This is a genomic window from Thalassobaculum fulvum, assembly GCF_014652915.1.
GTDB lineage: Bacteria > Pseudomonadota > Alphaproteobacteria > Thalassobaculales > Thalassobaculaceae > Thalassobaculum_A > Thalassobaculum_A fulvum.
The window spans coordinates 328973-344120 of sequence record NZ_BMZS01000004.1 but is presented as its reverse complement, the minus strand read 5'-3'; the positions used below and the strand labels follow the sequence as shown (position 1 = coordinate 344120).

The 15148-nt window shown below is 70.3% G+C and carries 13 protein-coding genes; 7 read left to right on the top strand and 6 right to left on the bottom strand.

Annotated elements, in window-relative coordinates; translation table 11 throughout:
- Window positions 1-2 precede the first annotated feature (2 nt).
- The 3 genes from IE246_RS10925 (at window position 3) to IE246_RS10915 (ending at window position 4648) form a co-directional block, all read left to right on the top strand.
- Window positions 3-782 (top strand): SDR family oxidoreductase, encoded by a 780-nt coding sequence (locus IE246_RS10925; protein ID WP_189989297.1) that lies wholly within the window; start codon window positions 3-5, stop codon window positions 780-782.
- 183 nt (window positions 783-965) lie between these two features.
- Window positions 966-3113: an RNA degradosome polyphosphate kinase gene (locus IE246_RS10920; protein WP_229836975.1), complete on the top strand. Its 2148-nt coding sequence runs from the start codon at window positions 966-968 to the stop codon at window positions 3111-3113.
- A 47-nt stretch (window positions 3114-3160) separates the two neighbouring features.
- Window positions 3161-4648 carry a Ppx/GppA family phosphatase gene (locus tag IE246_RS10915; RefSeq protein WP_189989295.1) on the top strand — a complete coding sequence of 496 codons (1488 nt, stop codon included), beginning with the start codon at window positions 3161-3163 and terminating at the stop codon, window positions 4646-4648.
- 37 nt (window positions 4649-4685) lie between these two features.
- Here the strand turns inward: IE246_RS10915 and rnd are convergent, their stop codons facing one another.
- Window positions 4686-5846, bottom strand: coding sequence for a ribonuclease D (gene rnd / locus IE246_RS10910; RefSeq protein ID WP_189989294.1), 1161 nt, complete (start codon window positions 5844-5846; stop codon window positions 4686-4688).
- A gap of 199 nt (window positions 5847-6045) precedes the next feature.
- Between rnd and IE246_RS10905 the strand changes: the two genes are divergently transcribed.
- Entirely contained in the window at window positions 6046-7020 is a 975-nt protein-coding gene (locus IE246_RS10905) for an SPOR domain-containing protein (RefSeq protein WP_189989291.1), read from the top strand.
- A gap of 34 nt (window positions 7021-7054) precedes the next feature.
- Here the strand turns inward: IE246_RS10905 and IE246_RS10900 are convergent, their stop codons facing one another.
- A complete protein-coding gene (locus IE246_RS10900) occupies window positions 7055-7798 on the bottom strand; it encodes a GGDEF domain-containing protein (RefSeq protein WP_189989289.1) in 744 nt (247 codons plus the stop codon).
- A 248-nt stretch (window positions 7799-8046) separates the two neighbouring features.
- Here IE246_RS10900 and IE246_RS10895 point away from each other — a divergent pair, with 248 nt between their 5' ends.
- Complete coding sequence (locus tag IE246_RS10895; RefSeq protein WP_189989287.1) at window positions 8047-8886, top strand: EipB family protein; 840 nt, start codon at window positions 8047-8049, stop codon at window positions 8884-8886.
- Window positions 8887-8898: 12 nt separating this feature from the next.
- Here the strand turns inward: IE246_RS10895 and IE246_RS10890 are convergent, their stop codons facing one another.
- Complete coding sequence (locus tag IE246_RS10890) at window positions 8899-10239, bottom strand: DNA polymerase IV (protein ID WP_189989285.1); 1341 nt, start codon at window positions 10237-10239, stop codon at window positions 8899-8901.
- Window positions 10236-11150: an ROK family protein gene (locus IE246_RS10885; protein ID WP_189989655.1), complete on the bottom strand. Its 915-nt coding sequence runs from the start codon at window positions 11148-11150 to the stop codon at window positions 10236-10238. The genes IE246_RS10890 and IE246_RS10885 overlap by 4 nt, the downstream gene beginning before the upstream one ends.
- A 162-nt stretch (window positions 11151-11312) precedes the next feature.
- Here IE246_RS10885 and IE246_RS10880 point away from each other — a divergent pair, with 162 nt between their 5' ends.
- Together IE246_RS10880 and IE246_RS10875 are read left to right on the top strand one after the other, a co-directional pair.
- The gene (locus tag IE246_RS10880; protein WP_189989283.1) at window positions 11313-11723 is read left to right on the top strand and encodes a response regulator; all 411 of its coding nucleotides are present in this window, start codon (window positions 11313-11315) and stop codon (window positions 11721-11723) included.
- A gap of 6 nt (window positions 11724-11729) precedes the next feature.
- Window positions 11730-13151: a PleD family two-component system response regulator gene (locus IE246_RS10875; protein WP_189989281.1), complete on the top strand. Its 1422-nt coding sequence runs from the start codon at window positions 11730-11732 to the stop codon at window positions 13149-13151.
- A 115-nt stretch (window positions 13152-13266) separates the two neighbouring features.
- On the opposite strand, the gene rpmG is transcribed toward IE246_RS10875, so the two are convergent.
- Both rpmG and IE246_RS10865 read right to left on the bottom strand, forming a co-directional pair.
- Window positions 13267-13434 (bottom strand): 50S ribosomal protein L33, encoded by a 168-nt coding sequence (gene rpmG, locus IE246_RS10870; RefSeq protein ID WP_028792559.1) that lies wholly within the window; start codon window positions 13432-13434, stop codon window positions 13267-13269.
- Between the two features lie 85 nt (window positions 13435-13519).
- Window positions 13520-15112 (bottom strand): S41 family peptidase, encoded by a 1593-nt coding sequence (locus IE246_RS10865; RefSeq protein ID WP_189989279.1) that lies wholly within the window; start codon window positions 15110-15112, stop codon window positions 13520-13522.
- Between the last annotated feature and the right edge of the window lie 36 nt (window positions 15113-15148).

Below are 15148 nucleotides of genomic sequence, written 5' to 3'. Positions count from 1 at the left end.
GCATGGATCTCGGACTGAAGGGCAAGAAGGCGATCGTCTGCGCCGCCAGCAAGGGGCTCGGCAAGGGCTGCGCGATGGCGCTCGCCCGCGAGGGCGTGGACCTGGTCATCAACGCCCGGACCAAGGAGACGCTGGACGCCACCGCCGACGAGATCCGGGGGGCGACCGGTGCGGCGGTGACCGCCATCGCCTGCGACATCACCACGCCGGAAGGGCGGGCCGAAGTGCTCGACGCCGCCGGCCCGGTCGACATCCTGGTGAACAACGCCGGCGGCCCGCCGCCGGGTAATTTCCGCGACTGGTCGGTCGAGGACTGGCAGAAGGCGCTGAACGCCAACATGCTGACCGCGATCGAGCTGATCCGGCTGACCGTCGACGGCATGATCGAGCGCAGGTTCGGGCGGGTCGTGAACATCACCTCGGGGGCCGTGAAGGCGCCGATCCCGATCCTCGGCCTGTCGAACGGCGCCCGCACCGGCCTGACCGGATTCTGCGCCGGGATCGCGCGCGAGACCGTTCGGCACAACGTGACCATCAACGGCCTGCTGCCGGGGCCGTTCGACACCGACCGGCTGCGCGGCAACATGAAGCTGCAGGCCGACCGGGCCGGCGTGCCGTACGAGACCTTTGCCAAGCAGCAGGCGGAGAAGAACCCGGCCGGCCGGTTCGGCACCGCGGAGGAGTTCGGGGCGGCCTGCGCGTTCCTGTGCAGTGTTCACGCCGGCTTCATCACCGGGCAGAATCTGCTGATGGACGGCGGCGCCTTCCCCGGCACTCTCTGAGGGAGGCGGGACCGACCGTCACGCGGCTGTCATGGACCGGCGGTACACCCCGTGCCGGGGCCGCCGGTCGGCGCCGTGTCAGACAGGAGGCGAGCCGTGACCGACGCGACGGAAAAGGTGGGCGACCTGGGCGAGGCGCGGGCGGTTCGGCCGCGCCGGGCACCGCGGCGAAAGACTGCCGCCGTGCCGAGCGAGCCCGCGGCTCCGCCCCCGCCCCCGATCACCCTGGACAGCCCGAAGCGGCTGATCAACCGGGAGATCTCCTGGCTGGCCTTCAACACCCGGGTGCTGGAGGAGTCGCTCAACCCCAGCAATCCGCTGCTGGAGCGCCTGCGGTTCGTGGCGATCTCGGCCTCGAACCTGGACGAGTTCTACATGGTCCGGGTCGCCGGCCTGAAGGGCATGATGGCGGCCGGCATCACCTCGGCCAGCGACGACGGGGCGACCCCGGCGCAGCAGCTCGTGGCGATCACCGAGGAGGCGGCCAGGCTGATGGCCGACCAGCAGGTGGCGCTGCGGACCCTGCGGGGGGCGCTCAAGGACGCCGGCTTTCACCTGGTCGACGGCAGCGAGCTCGGCCCGGACGATCTGAGTTGGCTCGCCAACCACTTCAGCGAGCAGATCTACCCGGTGCTGACGCCGCTGGCGATCGACCCGGCGCATCCGTTCCCGTTCGTCGCCAACAAGGGCATCTGCCTGGCGATGCAGTTGCGTGCCGTCGGCGGCGCCCACGAGATGCAGGGGCTGATCCAGCTGCCGCAGCAGATCGGCCGGTTCGTACGCCTGCCGGGCGACACCATCCGCTTCATCCCGATCGAGCAGGTGATCCTGCTGTTCGTCGACCGACTGTTCCCGAACTTCCGGGTCAGGGGCCAGGGCGTGTTCCGGGTGATCCGCGACAGCGAGATGGAGATCGACGAAGAGGCCGAGGATCTGGTGCTGTCGTTCGAGACCGCGCTCAAGGCGCGGCGGCGCGGCAACGTCATCCGGCTGGCCGTCGACCGGTCGATGCCGGTGCCGCTTCAGGAGCTTGTGATCGACGAGCTGAAGGTGGCGCGCGAGGACGTGTTCGCGCTGGAGGAGATGGTCGGGCTCGCCGACCTGTCGCAGCTCATCGTCTCCGAGCGACCGGACCTGCTGTGGACGCCGTTCAACGCCCGGTTCCCGGAGCGGATCCGCGACTTCGGCGGCGACTGCTTCGCGGCGATCCGCAGCAAGGACATCATCGTCCACCACCCCTATGAGAGCTTTGATGTCGTCGTCCAGTTCCTGCGGCAGGCGGCGTCCGACCCGTCGGTCATCGCCATCAAGCAGACGCTCTACCGCACCTCGAAGGACAGCCCGATCGTCAAGGCGCTGATCGAGGCGGCCGAGGCCGGCAAGTCGGTGACCGCGATGGTGGAGATCAAGGCCCGGTTCGACGAGGAGGCCAACATCCGGCTGTCGCGCGACCTGGAGCGGGCGGGCGTCCAGGTGGTGTACGGCTTCGTCAACCTGAAGACCCACGCCAAGGTGTCGCTGGTGGTCCGCCGCGAGGGCTCGGGGCTGCGCAACTACGTGCATTTCGGGACCGGCAACTACCACCCGATCACCGCCAAGATCTACACCGATCTGTCGTTCTTCACCTGCGACCCGGCGTTGTGCCGCGACGCTGCCCGGATGTTCAACTACATGACCGGCTACGCCACGCCGGACACCATGGAGAAGCTGGCGATCTCGCCGATCAACATGCACACGACCCTGCTGGATGCGATACGGCGCGAGGTCGAGCATGCCAAGGCCGGGCGCCCGGCGGCGATCTGGGCGAAAATGAACCAGCTGGTCGACCCGTCGATCATCGACGCCCTGTACGTCGCAAGCCAGGCCGGGGTCGAGGTCGACCTGGTGATCCGCGGCATCTGCTGCCTGCGGCCGGGGGTTCCCGGGCTGTCGGAGAACATCCGCGTCAGGTCGATCGTCGGCCGGTTCCTGGAGCACTCCCGGATCGTCGCGTTCGGTGACGGCCACAAGCTTCCATCGGACCGCGCGAAGGTCTACATCTCCTCGGCCGACTGGATGCAGCGCAACCTGTATCGGCGGGTCGAGCACATGGTTCCGATCGAGAACCCGACGGTTCACCGGCAGGTCCTCGACCAGATCATGGTGGCCAACATGAAGGACCGGACCAACAGCTGGGTCCTCAACAGCGAAGGGCAGTACGAGCGGGTGCCGCATTCCGTCGACGACTTCTCCGCCCACACCTACTTCATGACCAATCCGAGCCTGTCCGGTCGCGGCAGCGCGCTCCGGCGCGGCGGCGAGGCCCCCAGGACCCTGCGCGAGGCCGAGTGACCGAATCCAGCGTTTCCCACCGCGCGGGCCGTGGGACACGGGAGCCGGTGCGCGGTCAGCGCGTCGGCGTCCTCGATATCGGCTCCAACTCGATCCGTCTGGTGGTCTACGACCACGCCGGACGGTCGCCGATCCCGGTGTTCAACGAGAAGGCGCTGTGCGGTCTCGGCCGCGGCGTGACGGAAACCGGCAACCTGCCGGTCGACGGCATGGCGTCGGCGTTGATCAACATCGACCGGTTCGGCCAGATCGCCCGTGCCATGCGGGTCCGCCACCTCGACGTCGTGGCGACCTCGGCGGTCCGGGACGCGGCCAACGGCCCGGCTTTCGTGGGCGAGCTGGAGCGCCGGATCGGACATCCGGTCGACGTCATCAGCGGCGACGAGGAGGCCCGGCTGTCGGCCCTCGGCGTGCTCAGCGGCTTTCCCGACGCCGACGGCGTGGTCGGCGATCTCGGCGGCGGCAGCCTGGAGCTGATCGACGTCGCCGACCGCCGGCTCGGGGCGCACGCCACGATGCCGCTCGGCCCGTTGCGGATCGGCGAGGTCGCCCGCGGCCAGCGCCGCAGGTTCTCGAGCATGATCGACCGGCATCTCGATACTGCGTCGTGGCTCGCGGCGCTCAAGGGCCGGACGCTGTACGCGGTCGGGGGCGCCTGGCGGAGCATCGCCCGGGCGCACATGGCCCGGATCTCCTATCCGATCGAGGTGATCCACGGCTACGCCGTCGACCGGGACGCCCTGTCGGACTATCTCGGCTCGCTGGCCCAGACATCCAAGAAGTCGGTGCGGAACATTCCCGGGGTGTCGCGGCGGCGCGGCGACGTGCTGCCGACGGCGGCGCTGGTCCTCGACCGGGTGCTGGCGCGCGGCCAGCCCGCGCGGGTGGTCTTTTCGGCATTCGGGCTGCGCGAGGGCTGCCTGTACGACCGGCTGACCGAGGCGGAGCGGGAAAAGGACCCGTTGCTGATGGCGGCCGGCGAGATCGCCCGCGAGACCAACCGGTTCGCGCCGCATCCCGAAACGATCTACGCCTGGCTGACGCCGCTGTTCCCCGACCTGAAGGACCGCGACGGCCGACTGATCAAGGCGCTCTGCATGCTGAGCGACGTGGCCTGGTCGGAGCACCCGAGCTACCGGGGCGAGCACGGATTCCTGCGGGTCCTGCGCCTGCCGGTGGCCGGCCTCGACCACGCCGACCGGGTGTTCCTGGGGCTGGGGCTGCTGGTGCGCTACGTCGGGCACACCGACCTGGCGGCGGCGAAGGCCGTCGAAGGGCTGCTGGAGCCGGGCCGGCGCGCGCTGGCGATCCAGGTCGGGCACGCCCTGCGGCTGGCGCTGACGCTGTCGGGCGGGGCGACCACGCTGCTCCGCCGGACCCGGCTGACGGCCGACCCGGGCGGCGGGTTCTCGCTGGTGCTGTCGGGCGAGGCGCTCGCCCTGCTCGGCGACGTGGTCGACCGGCGGGTGGCCGCGCTGTCCTCGGCGGTCGGGGCGCCGATCAAGATCACCTCGCGCCGGAACCGCCGCTCGTAGCCGCCATCCGCGTGCCGGCGCCGCCGACGGCGGGCGGTCAGCCGGGAACTTCGACCAGCGTGACCCGATCCTTGGCCGGGTCGTAGACTAGGCCGAGGCGGCCGTGCTTGACCGCCAGCGCGGCCTCGCCGAACACCTCGCGGCGCCACCCCTTGAGGGCCGGCACGTCGGCGTCGTCGCTGGCGGCGATGGCGTCCAGGTCGTCGGAGCTGGCGATCAGCTTGGGCGCGACGTCGCTCTCCTCGCACTTGATCTTCAGCAGGACCCGCAGCAGGTCGGCCACCGGCTGCCGCCCCTGCGGCGCCTCGGCCGGCTCGGGCAGCGTCGGCCACTGGTCCTTCGGCAGCGACAGCGCCCGTTCGACCGCTTCCAGGATGGCGCGCCCCGTCTTGCCGTTCGAGGAGTCCCGGTTGAAGGCGCGCGACCGCGCCAGCTCGTCCGGCGACTGCGGCATCTGCGCCGCCACGTCGACCAGCGCATCGTCGCGCAGGATGCGGTTGCGCGGCACGTCCCGGGTCTGCGCCTCGCGTTCCCGCCACGCCGCCAGCTCGCGCAGCACCGTCAGGAACTTCGGCTTGGTGCTGCGGATCTTCAGGCGGCGCCAGGCATCGTCCGGGGCGACGCGATAGGTCGCCGGGTCGGTCAGGACCGCCATCTCCTCGCTCAGCCAGTCGAGCCGCCCGGTCTTCTCCAGCCGGCGATGCAGGCGTTCGTAGGCGGGCCGCAGATGGATCACGTCGGCGAGCGCGTAGTCGACCTGGCGCGGGGTCAGCGGCCGGTGGCTCCAGTCCGTGAACCGCGAGGTCTTGTCCAGGCGCACGCCGGTCAGCCCGCGGACCAGCCGGTCGTAGCTGACGGCGTCGCCGAAGCCGCAGACCATGGCGGCGATCTGGGTGTCGAACAGCGGGGCAGGGACCGCGTCTGCCTGGTGGACGAAGATCTCGACGTCCTGACGCGCCGCGTGGAACACCTTGAGGACGCCGGGGTCGGCCATCAGCCCGTACAGCGGCGCCAGGTCCAGGCCGGGGGCCAGGGTGTCGACGGCGACGGCCTCCTCGGCGCCCGCCAGCTGCACCAGGCAGAGCTTGGCATAGTAGGTCTTGTCGCGCATGAACTCGGTGTCGACGGCGACGAATCGCTCGCGGGCCAGTCGGTCGCACAGCGCGGCGAGGGAGGCGGTATCGGTCACTAGGGTCATGGTCGCCCCCTATACACCACCGGTCCCCCGGTGCAACCACCACGATCCGGGTAAGTCGTTGAAAACGGATTCAAAACCACGGTTCGCCTCAAGCGGGTACTGGGCGCCTGCTTTGACGCTGAAAGATTAGATTTGCCAAATGCTGAGAAATGGCTGACGATTCGCGCCACAAACGATTGATTCAAGCGGGGGAATCAACATGAAGCGCAAACTCGCCGTCGCGCTCCTGCCATTGGCCCTTGGTGGATGCCTGCCGCTGCCGATCACCATCGCCTCGACCGCGTTCTCCGGGATCTCCTATCTGACGACCGGCAAGTCGACGAGCGATCACGTGCTGTCGGCCGCGATGGAGGAGGATTGCGCCCTGACCCGCCCGGTGTTCGGCGACCCGGTCTGCCGCGAGGTCGGGCCGGGCGGCGAGGGGCGGACGAACGCCGTCACCGTGGCCTACTACCCCGGCGATCGCGACGACGGCATGACCCAGGACGAACTCGACTCCTACCGGACCCGGGGCGCCCTCAATCTGGCCGACGCGGTCGAGGAGACCCGGCAGGTCGCGATCGCGCCGCGGTTCCTGGCCCCGCCGCCGCGGGTCTCCATGGCGGGCGTGGTGGTCGACAAGGACCAGATCGTTCCGGCGCCGAAGTCTCGGGCGCTTCCGGTCGCCGCCGACAGCTCGTGGGCGACGCTGGTGCCGTCGCGCACCATCGAGGTGGCGCCGCTGGCGGCGCCGGTCCCGTCGGTGACCGCTCCGTCGGCTGCCCCGTCGGTTACCCGTTCGGCTGCCCCCTCGGCGACGCCCGCGACAGCCGTGGCGCCGCGACCGGTCGCCAAGCCGGCCGCGCCGACCGGCGCCAAGGCCGGGCAACTCGCCGCGGTCCCGGCGGCGATCGCTCCGGCGGCGATCGCTCCGGCGGCGCCGAAGGTTTCCGTGACGGGTGGCGACGCCGACCGCTGGGTGGTCATCGGCTCGTTCCGGGACATCGACCGGGCGAAGGTCATGGCGTCCCGGTTCGCCGACCGTGAGCCGGCCATCCTGGCGGCGACCGTCGACGGCGGTCGGTGGCATCGGGTGGCGATCGGGCCGCTGACGCCGTCGGCCGCCCGGCAGGTTCGCGACGGTCTCGGTCAGGTCGACGGCCGCCAGCCCTGGGTCGTGAAGGCCGCGCGCTGAGGCCTTCCGTCCACCGCTCGGCCGCCCGGTTTCCTCAGTTCGGGAGACTGTCGGGGCTGCGGCGGGCGTTCTTCTGCAGGTACATCAGCTTGTCGGCCCGCTCGAGGATCTCGCTCGCGGTGTCGTCGGCGCCGTACTCGACGAAGCCGACGCTGGCGGAGATCGGGAGCAGGGTCCCGTGCCAGTCGACTACGTGGTCGTTCAGGCGGTCGGTCAGGGCCCGGGCCCGCGAGCCGCAACTCGCCGGGTCCAGGTCGGTCATCAGCACCGCGAACTCGTCGCCGCCCAGCCGGGCCACCACGTCGCACTCCCGCACGTCCGATAGCAGGACGCCGGCCACGGCCTGCAGGAAGCCGTCGCCGGCGGCGTGACCGTAGGTGTCGTTGATCGGCTTGAAGCGGTCGAGGTCGATCATCATGACCGCGCCGTGCCGTTCGCCGCGACGGGCCTGGGCGAGTGCCTTGCCGAGATGCATGTCGAAGCCCCGGCGGTTGAGCAAGCCGGTCAGCTCGTCGGTGACGGACAGGCTTTCGAGTTCGCGGATCCGGGCTTCCTGCCGCTCGATGCGGCGCTGCGCCTCGGACATCGCGACCAGGGCGATCCGCAATGCCGCCTCGGCCTCGGCGGTGTCGGGACCGAGGACCGGATGATCCTCGTTGGCCGCATCCTGCGGGCGGAGGGCGGCGTTGAAGCGCGCCAGCAGCCCGGTGACCTCGGCGTAGAGGCGCGCACTGGTCCCGTCGAGCGGGGCCGCAAGGATTCGTGATTCGGTCGCCATCGTCGGTCCTCCATCGGGAGTCGACGACGTACAAGCAACTGGCGTGCCAGTCGGGGCGGGCCGGCCTTGCCGGAAATCCGCCGAAATTCAGTCTGATCCTCGCCATCGCGCACCGGAATCGCGGGCCCACCCCGGCCCGGACCGGGGCGAGCCGGCAGGATTTGCCGGGCCGGACCCGGCGTCCGGCCGATGATGCCGAGTGACCCGCCGCGTGCGATAGTCGGGTCTGGACGATTGAGGAGGAACTCATGCGGGTCACCCGCGGGATCGTTTCGTTGCTGGCTCTCGTTGCCGTGTTCGCGGCGCCGGTTGTCGCGGTGCCCATTGCGGCGTCGTCGGCAGCGGCCGCGACCCCGTTTGCCGGGATCGTGCCGCACCGAGCCCTGTACAAGGTTTCCCTGGCCCGCTCGGCGTCGTCGTCCGAGATCATCGACGTGCGCGGCCGCATGGGCTTCGAGTGGCGGGACGACTGTGACGGCTGGGCGATCGAGCAGCGTTACCTGATGTCGTTCTCGCGGACCTCGGGCGACGGCTACGAGATCTCCTCGCGCTACACCACGTGGGAAGCGAAGACCGGCGACCTGTACCGGTTCATCGTGGAGCGCCAGCGCGGCGGCGGAGCCGAGCTCGTCCGGGGCAGGGCGGTCATGCCGCTCCCGCTCGGGTCGGGAAGCGGGAAGGCGGTGTTCACGGATCCGCGGCCGGAGGAGATCCTGCTGGAGGCCGACACCCTGCTGCCGACCGAGCACACGCTGCGTCTGATCGAGCAGGCCAAGCTCGGGAAGCGGTTCTTTCGGGCCAAGGTGTTCGACGGCAGCGAGGTCGAGCCGGGGTCGCTGGTCTCGGCGGTGATCGGTGCCCCGAAGTCCGATGCACCGCCGCTCGACCTGCCGGTGCTGTCCGGCGAGTACTGGCCGATCCGGCTGGCGTTCTTCAAGCCGGGCCAGTCGGAGAGCCGTCCGGACTTCGAGATGTCCCTCGAGCTGCTGGCCAACGGAATCGCCCGCCGGATGCTGCTGGACTACGGTGACATCCGGGTCGCGCTGACGATGGAGCGGCTGGAGACCCTGGACGCGAAGGCCTGCTGAGAGCGGTTGCCGTCAGGTCGGGTCGTCGTCCGGACGGCCGCGTTCCGACGGGGTCTGCTTGAGGGTACCGGCCCGCAGCCCGCGTCCCTTCACGATCGCCTCGCTGCCGAGCTTGGCCCGGACCGCGTCGATCGCCGCCTCGACGCGCCGCCGGCGGTCGAGCGCCGGCTCCGCCAGGTCCGGCGGGTCGGCGAAGGCCTCGCCGCTCAGTTCGGACACGCCGACCCCGATCAGGCGGAACTTGCGGCCGTCGGCCTCGCCGGCGAGGAGGTCGTCGGCCGTCCGGTAGATCCGGTCGGCGAGCTGGGTCGGCGACGACAGCCGGCGCTGCCGGGTGTGCAGGCGGAAGTCGGCGGTCTTGAGCTTGAGCGTCACCACATGGCCGGCGATCGCCTTGCGTTTCAGGCGACCGGACACTTCTTCGCTGAGCCGCCACAGATACGGGCGCAGGGCATCGACGGCGCCGATGTCGGTGTCGAAGGTGGTCTCCGACGACACGCTCTTGATGACCGAGCCCGGCTCGACCCGCCGGGAGTCCCGGCCGTGCGAGAACCGGGCCAGCCGCTGCCCGATGCTGCCGTAGCGCCGCATCAGGTCGCGTTCGTCCAGCCGCTGCAGGTCGCCGACCGTCCTGATGCCGTCGGCCAGCAGCGTGCGGTGCAGCGCTCTGCCCACCCCCCAGATGATCGAGACCGGGCGCTCGGCCAGGAACTGCTCGACCTCCGCCTCGCCGATCACGAAGAAGCCGCGCGGCTTGTCCAGGTCGGAGGCGACCTTGGCGAGAAACTTGTTGTAGCTGAGGCCGATCGAGGCGGTGACGCCGACGGACTCCTCGATGCGCCGGGTCAGCCGCGCCAGGGTCTCGGCCGGCGGCCCGCCGTGCAGGCGCTCGGTGCCGGAGAGGTCGAGGAACGCCTCGTCGATCGACAGCGGCTCGACCAGCGGCGTGACCTCGCGCATCAGCGCCCGAACCTCGGCGCCGGCGGCGGCGTACTTCTCCATGTTCGGCTTGATGACCACGGCATGCGGACAGGCGTCGAGCGCCTTGAACATCGGCATCGCCGAGCGCACGCCGTAGACGCGGGCGACGTAGCAGGCCGCCGAGACCACCCCGCGCTTGCCGCCGCCGACGATCACCGGCCGGTCGAGCAGGGACGGGTCGTCGCGCTTTTCGACGCTGGCGTAGAAGGCGTCGCAGTCCAGGTGGGCGATGCTGAGCCGGTCGAGCTCGGGGTGGGCCGCCAGCCGGCGCGATCCGCAGCGGGGACAGCGCTCGACCGGGGCCCGGGACCGTGCCCAGGCGAAACAGTCGCGGCACAGCGTCGGCGCCCCGCTTCCGGCCGGGACGGTCATGCGGGCGGCGCCTCTTCCGGGCGCCACAGCCATGCCGCCCCGCGGACCCCGGACGAATCACCGTGCCGCGGCGGCACCAGCCGCGTGTCGACCCGGTCGGAGAACACGTAGCGGCCCCAGCGGGCCGGGACCGCCTGGTACAGGACCTCCAGGTTGGACATCCCGCCGCCGAGCACGATGACGTCGGGGTCGAGGATGTTGATGACGTGGGCGAGGCCGCGGGCCAGCCGGTCGACATACGATCCGAGGTGCCCGGCGGCGGTCGCGTCGCCGGCCGCCGCTGCCGCCGCCAGCTCGCGGGGCGCGAGGTCGCGCCCGGTCTCCCTTCGGTAGCCGGCGGCGAAGCCGGGGCCCGACAGGAAGGTCTCGATGCAGCCGTGCAGGCCGCAGTAGCAGGCCGGCCCGGGGCGCTCGTCGTCGGCCGGCCAGGGCAGGGGGTTGTGTCCCCATTCGCCGGCGATCCCGTTCGGGCCGTCGATCGGCCGGCCGTCGATCACGATGCCGGCGCCGACCCCGGTCCCGAGGATCACGCCGAATACCACCGCGGCCCCGGCAGCGGCGCCGTCGGAGGCCTCGGAGACCGCGAAGCAGTTGGCGTCGTTCTGCAGGCGGACCGGCCGGTCCAGCGCCGCCGACAGGTCGCGGTCGAGCGGCCGGCCGTTCAGCCAGGTCGAGTTGGCGTTCTTCACCAGGCCGGTGGCGCGCGACAGGGTGCCGGGAATGCCGACCCCGACCCGGCCGGCGAGGCCGAGGTCGCGTTCGACGGCGGTTACCAGCGCGGCCACCGCCCGGACCGTGGCCCGGTAGTCGTCGCGCGGCGTCCCGACGCGGCGTCGGTCGAGCACCTGTCCATCCGTCCCGAGTGCAATGGTTTCGATCTTGGTCCCGCCCAGATCGACCCCGATGCGGATCGGCGATCCGCGCCGGTCGCGTGAGTTCGACAACGCAGCCTCGTCAGTGGTATACGCCGGCTTAAGTGTCTATACTTCGGACATGTCCAACCGGGAGACCTTGCGTGAGGGCCGGATTGTGGCGCAATCATATCCCGATAACGGTACAGGGTGGATGAGCGCATGACCTCCGTCGAGACGGGCAGCGGGCCTGGCGATTCGGCCAGCGGGGCCAAGACGGTCCTGATCGTCGAGGACAACGAGCTCAACATGAAGTTGTTCCATGACCTCCTGGAGGCCCACGGCTACAACATCATCGGAACCCGGGATGGGATGGAAGCGCTGCGAATCGCGCGCGACAGTCGTCCCGATCTGATCCTGATGGACATCCAGCTGCCGGAGGTCTCCGGGCTGGAAGTCACCAAATGGATCAAGGAGGACGACCGCCTCAAGTCGATACCGGTGATCGCGGTCACCGCCTTCGCCATGAAGGGCGACGAGGAGAAGATCCGCGAAGGCGGATGCGAAGCCTACATTGCGAAGCCGATTTCGGTGACCAATTTTCTCGAGACGGTCAAGAAGTACCTCGGGTAACCGGATATGCCGGGAAGGGTCCTCGTCGTCGACGACGTTCTGCCGAACGTGAAGTTGCTGGAGGCCAAGCTCAGCAGCGAGTACTTCGAGGTCCTGACCGCCAACAACGGGCCGGAAGCGCTCGAGGTGATCGAGCGCGAGAACCCCGACATCGTCCTGCTCGACGTGATGATGCCGGTGATGGACGGGTTCGAGGTCTGCCGCCGGATCAAGGCGGACCCGCGGACCACCCACCTGCCGGTCGTCATGGTCACCGCGTTGAGCGACGTGGCCGACCGGGTGCGCGGCATCGAGGCCGGGGCCGACGATTTCCTGACCAAGCCGGTGCACGATTCGGCGCTGTTCGCCCGGGTCCGCTCGCTGCTGCGCCTGAAGATGATGATGGACGAGTGGCGGCTGCGCGAGCAGACCTCGAGCCAGCTCGGCATGCTGGCGCCGCGGGCGATGACCGAGCTCGACGTCACCTCGGCGCGCCTGCTGGTGATCGAGGACAACACGATCGACGCGGTCAACATGATCGAGAGCCTGGCGGTCGACAACGACGAGGTCAGCCGCGTCGATTCCGGTCGGGCCGGCTTCGAGGCGGCGAGCAACGAGGACCCCGACCTGGTGATCTGCAGCCTCAACCTCGAGGACGACGACGCGCTGCGCCTGCTGTCGCAGTTCCGGGCCCACGAGGCGACCCGGCACCTGCCGATCCTGATGGTCGGCGAGGAGGACCAGACCGACCGGCTGGCCAAGGCGCTGGACCTCGGGGCCAACGACTACCTGATGAAGCCGGTCGACCGCAACGAGCTGCTGGCGCGCGTGCGCACGCAGATCCGGCGCCGGCGCTACCAGGAGCTGCTGCGCGAGAACTACGAGCAGAGCCTGTCGCTGGCCCTGACCGACAGCCTGACCGGGCTGTACAACCGCCGCTATCTGCTGAGCCACCTGCGGCGGCTGATGCAGGACACCGCGAACCGGCAGAAGCCCCTGTCGGTGCTGATGCTGGACGTCGACCACTTCAAACAGGTCAACGACACCTACGGGCATGCCGTCGGCGATCTGGCGCTGCAGCACATCACCGAGGTGATGCGGACCAACGTCCGCAACGTCGATACCGTCGCGCGCCTGGGCGGCGAGGAGTTCGTCATCGTCATGCCGGACACCCACGAGACCTTCGCGGTGCGGATCGCCGACCGGCTGCGCCAGCGCATCGCCGACACGCCGATGGCGCTGCCCGACGGCAGGGCACTGTCGGTGACGGTGAGCATCGGCTGTGCGATGCGCGGATCGCCGCCGGACGAAGACACCGTGGAGGCGCTGATGCAGCGATCCGACAGGGCGCTGTACCGGGCCAAGGGGGCCGGCCGCAACCGGGTCGAGCAGGCGTCGGGGGCGGACGACGGCGATTCCGCAGCCTTCGGCGGTGCGACCGGCTTCTGAGAGGCGGTGTCCGCGGTCCCGCTCGCCTCGCCGGTGGTCCAAGAAGCAACTGGTCCAAAAAACCGACGGGCCGCCCGGAGGGCGGCCCGCAAACCAGTATCCGGCGTCGGCCTGACTACTTGATCTTGGCTTCCTTGAACAGCACGTGCTTGCGCGCGACCGGGTCGTACTTGCGCAGCTCCAGCTTCTCGGTCTTGGTGCGCGGGTTCTTCTTGGTGACATAGAAGTACCCGGTCTCGGCGGTGCTGACCATCTTGATCAGAACGGTCGCAGGCTTCGCCATGGTCGTCTCCTTCGCGAAATCGGAGCGCGCAACATAGCGATAGCGGTTCGGAAGTCAAGCGCGCCTTCGCGCAGCCGCGAGCCGGCTACCGCAGGGTCTCCGGGCGCTCCCCGAGGGCGATCCGAGAGGCGTTGAAGGCCTGCTGGAACAGGTCCCGCTCGTCGAGCAGCCGACGCGCGATCCGGGTATCCAGGTCGTCGTCGCTCGGCGGGTGGTTGGCCTTGCACCAGGACAGCAGCGCTTCCTGCCCGGCCGGGTCCAGGGTGTCGGCGCCGCGTCGGCGATGCACCGCCTCGCCGGCCCGCAGCCGCCCGTCCCGCAGGCCCTGGACCACGACCTCGACGTCCACGCTGCTCTCGGCGGTGCAGATCGACGGGAACACACCGAACCTGGACAGTCCGTAGCCGGATGGCGCGTGCATCCGCGCCCAGGTCAGGATCAGCTCGCCTTCGTTCGGCATCGGCACGATCTGCTGCACGGTGCCCTTGCCGTAGGAACGCGCCCCGATGACCAGGGCCCGGCCGGCGTCCTGGAGGGCGGCGGCGACGATTTCCGCGGCCGAGGCCGAGCCGCTGTCGATCAGCACGACCATCGGCGCCGAGGTCGCGTCGCGGTCGTGCGCCTCGAAGTGCTGGACCGAGTTCGGGTGGCGCCCGCGGGTCGCCAGGATGGTTCCCTGGTCGATGAACAGGTCGGAGACCCGGATCGCCTGGTTCAGCTGGCCGCCCCGGTTCTGCCGAAGGTCGAGGATCAGGCCGCGCAGCGGGCCGCCGCTCTGCAACTCTTCCAGGCCGCTCTCGAGGCTGTTCGCGGTCTCGCGGTTGAAGCCGGACAGCTGGATGTAGCCGACGTCGCGGAGCCGGTGGACCCGGACCGTGGTCTCGATCACCGGCCGGCGTTCCAGGCTGGCGGTGATCTGCCGGCCCTGGCGGTCGAAGGTGACGTCGACCCGGCTGCCGATCAGGCCGCGCAGGCGGTCCGCCACCTCGGCGATGTCGAGACCGCTGGTCGGTTGTCCGGCGACCGCGACGATCCGGTCGCCGGGCTCGACGCCGGCCTCCTGCGCCGGCGAGTGCTCGAAGACCGACGTCACGTAGGTCTCGCCGTCGCGCCCGACGATGGTGATCCCGATCCCGGTGTAGCCGTTGCGCGACGCCTGGGCGGAGCGCGCGGCCTCGGCGCTGAGGTAGCGCGAGAACCGGTCGAGCTTGCGCAGGGCGGAGTCGAAGGCGACCTCGTAGATTCGCTCCGGCGTGGCGTCGTGGATCGGCTTCGACACGCCGCGGCCGGCGTCGATGGCGGCAGAGGTCAGCATGGCCCACCGGACGGTGTCGTCCCTGCCGGGGGTCACGAACTCGGCGATCGGGCGGCCGTCGATGGTCACGGTTAGGCGGTCGCCCCGGCGGGCATAGCCGATCGCCGGATCGAGGGTGGTGATGCCGCTCAGGGCGCCGATCGCGATCGCCTCGGTGGGGACCGCGTCGACGTAGTAGTCGGCGATGCCTTCGTAGCCGGCGGAGAACACTTCGGCCACGGTCTGCCGATCGTAGTGCTCGGACCGTACCGTGTGCCGCGCGTTGACGCACGACCCGAGGCCGAGCAACGCCAGCACCGCCAACCCGGCCCGGAGCGCGGTCGACGGTCGGCGGCGGGCGGATCGGTTGGTCGAGCGGCTCATGCGGTATCCGGGTCCCGGTTCGGTCTCGGCGGGCGT

Bases quoted from the DNA above. Each gene is read 5' to 3' on its own strand.
- IE246_RS10925 (WP_189989297.1), top strand. From the start codon at position 3: ATGGATCTCGGACTGAAGGGCAAGAAGGCGATCGTCTGCGCCGCCAGC.
- IE246_RS10890 (WP_189989285.1), bottom strand. From the start codon at position 10,239: ATGACCGTCCCGGCCGGAAGCGGGGCGCCGACGCTGTGCCGCGACTGT.
- IE246_RS10875 (WP_189989281.1), top strand. From the start codon at position 11,730: ATGCCGGGAAGGGTCCTCGTCGTCGACGACGTTCTGCCGAACGTGAAG.
- IE246_RS10880 (WP_189989283.1), top strand. From the start codon at position 11,313: ATGACCTCCGTCGAGACGGGCAGCGGGCCTGGCGATTCGGCCAGCGGG.
- IE246_RS10865 (WP_189989279.1), bottom strand. From the start codon at position 15,112: ATGAGCCGCTCGACCAACCGATCCGCCCGCCGCCGACCGTCGACCGCG.
- IE246_RS10900 (WP_189989289.1), bottom strand. From the start codon at position 7,798: ATGGCGACCGAATCACGAATCCTTGCGGCCCCGCTCGACGGGACCAGT.
- rpmG (WP_028792559.1), bottom strand. From the start codon at position 13,434: ATGGCGAAGCCTGCGACCGTTCTGATCAAGATGGTCAGCACCGCCGAG.
- IE246_RS10895 (WP_189989287.1), top strand. From the start codon at position 8,047: ATGCGGGTCACCCGCGGGATCGTTTCGTTGCTGGCTCTCGTTGCCGTG.
- rnd (WP_189989294.1), bottom strand. From the start codon at position 5,846: ATGACCCTAGTGACCGATACCGCCTCCCTCGCCGCGCTGTGCGACCGA.
- IE246_RS10905 (WP_189989291.1), top strand. From the start codon at position 6,046: ATGAAGCGCAAACTCGCCGTCGCGCTCCTGCCATTGGCCCTTGGTGGA.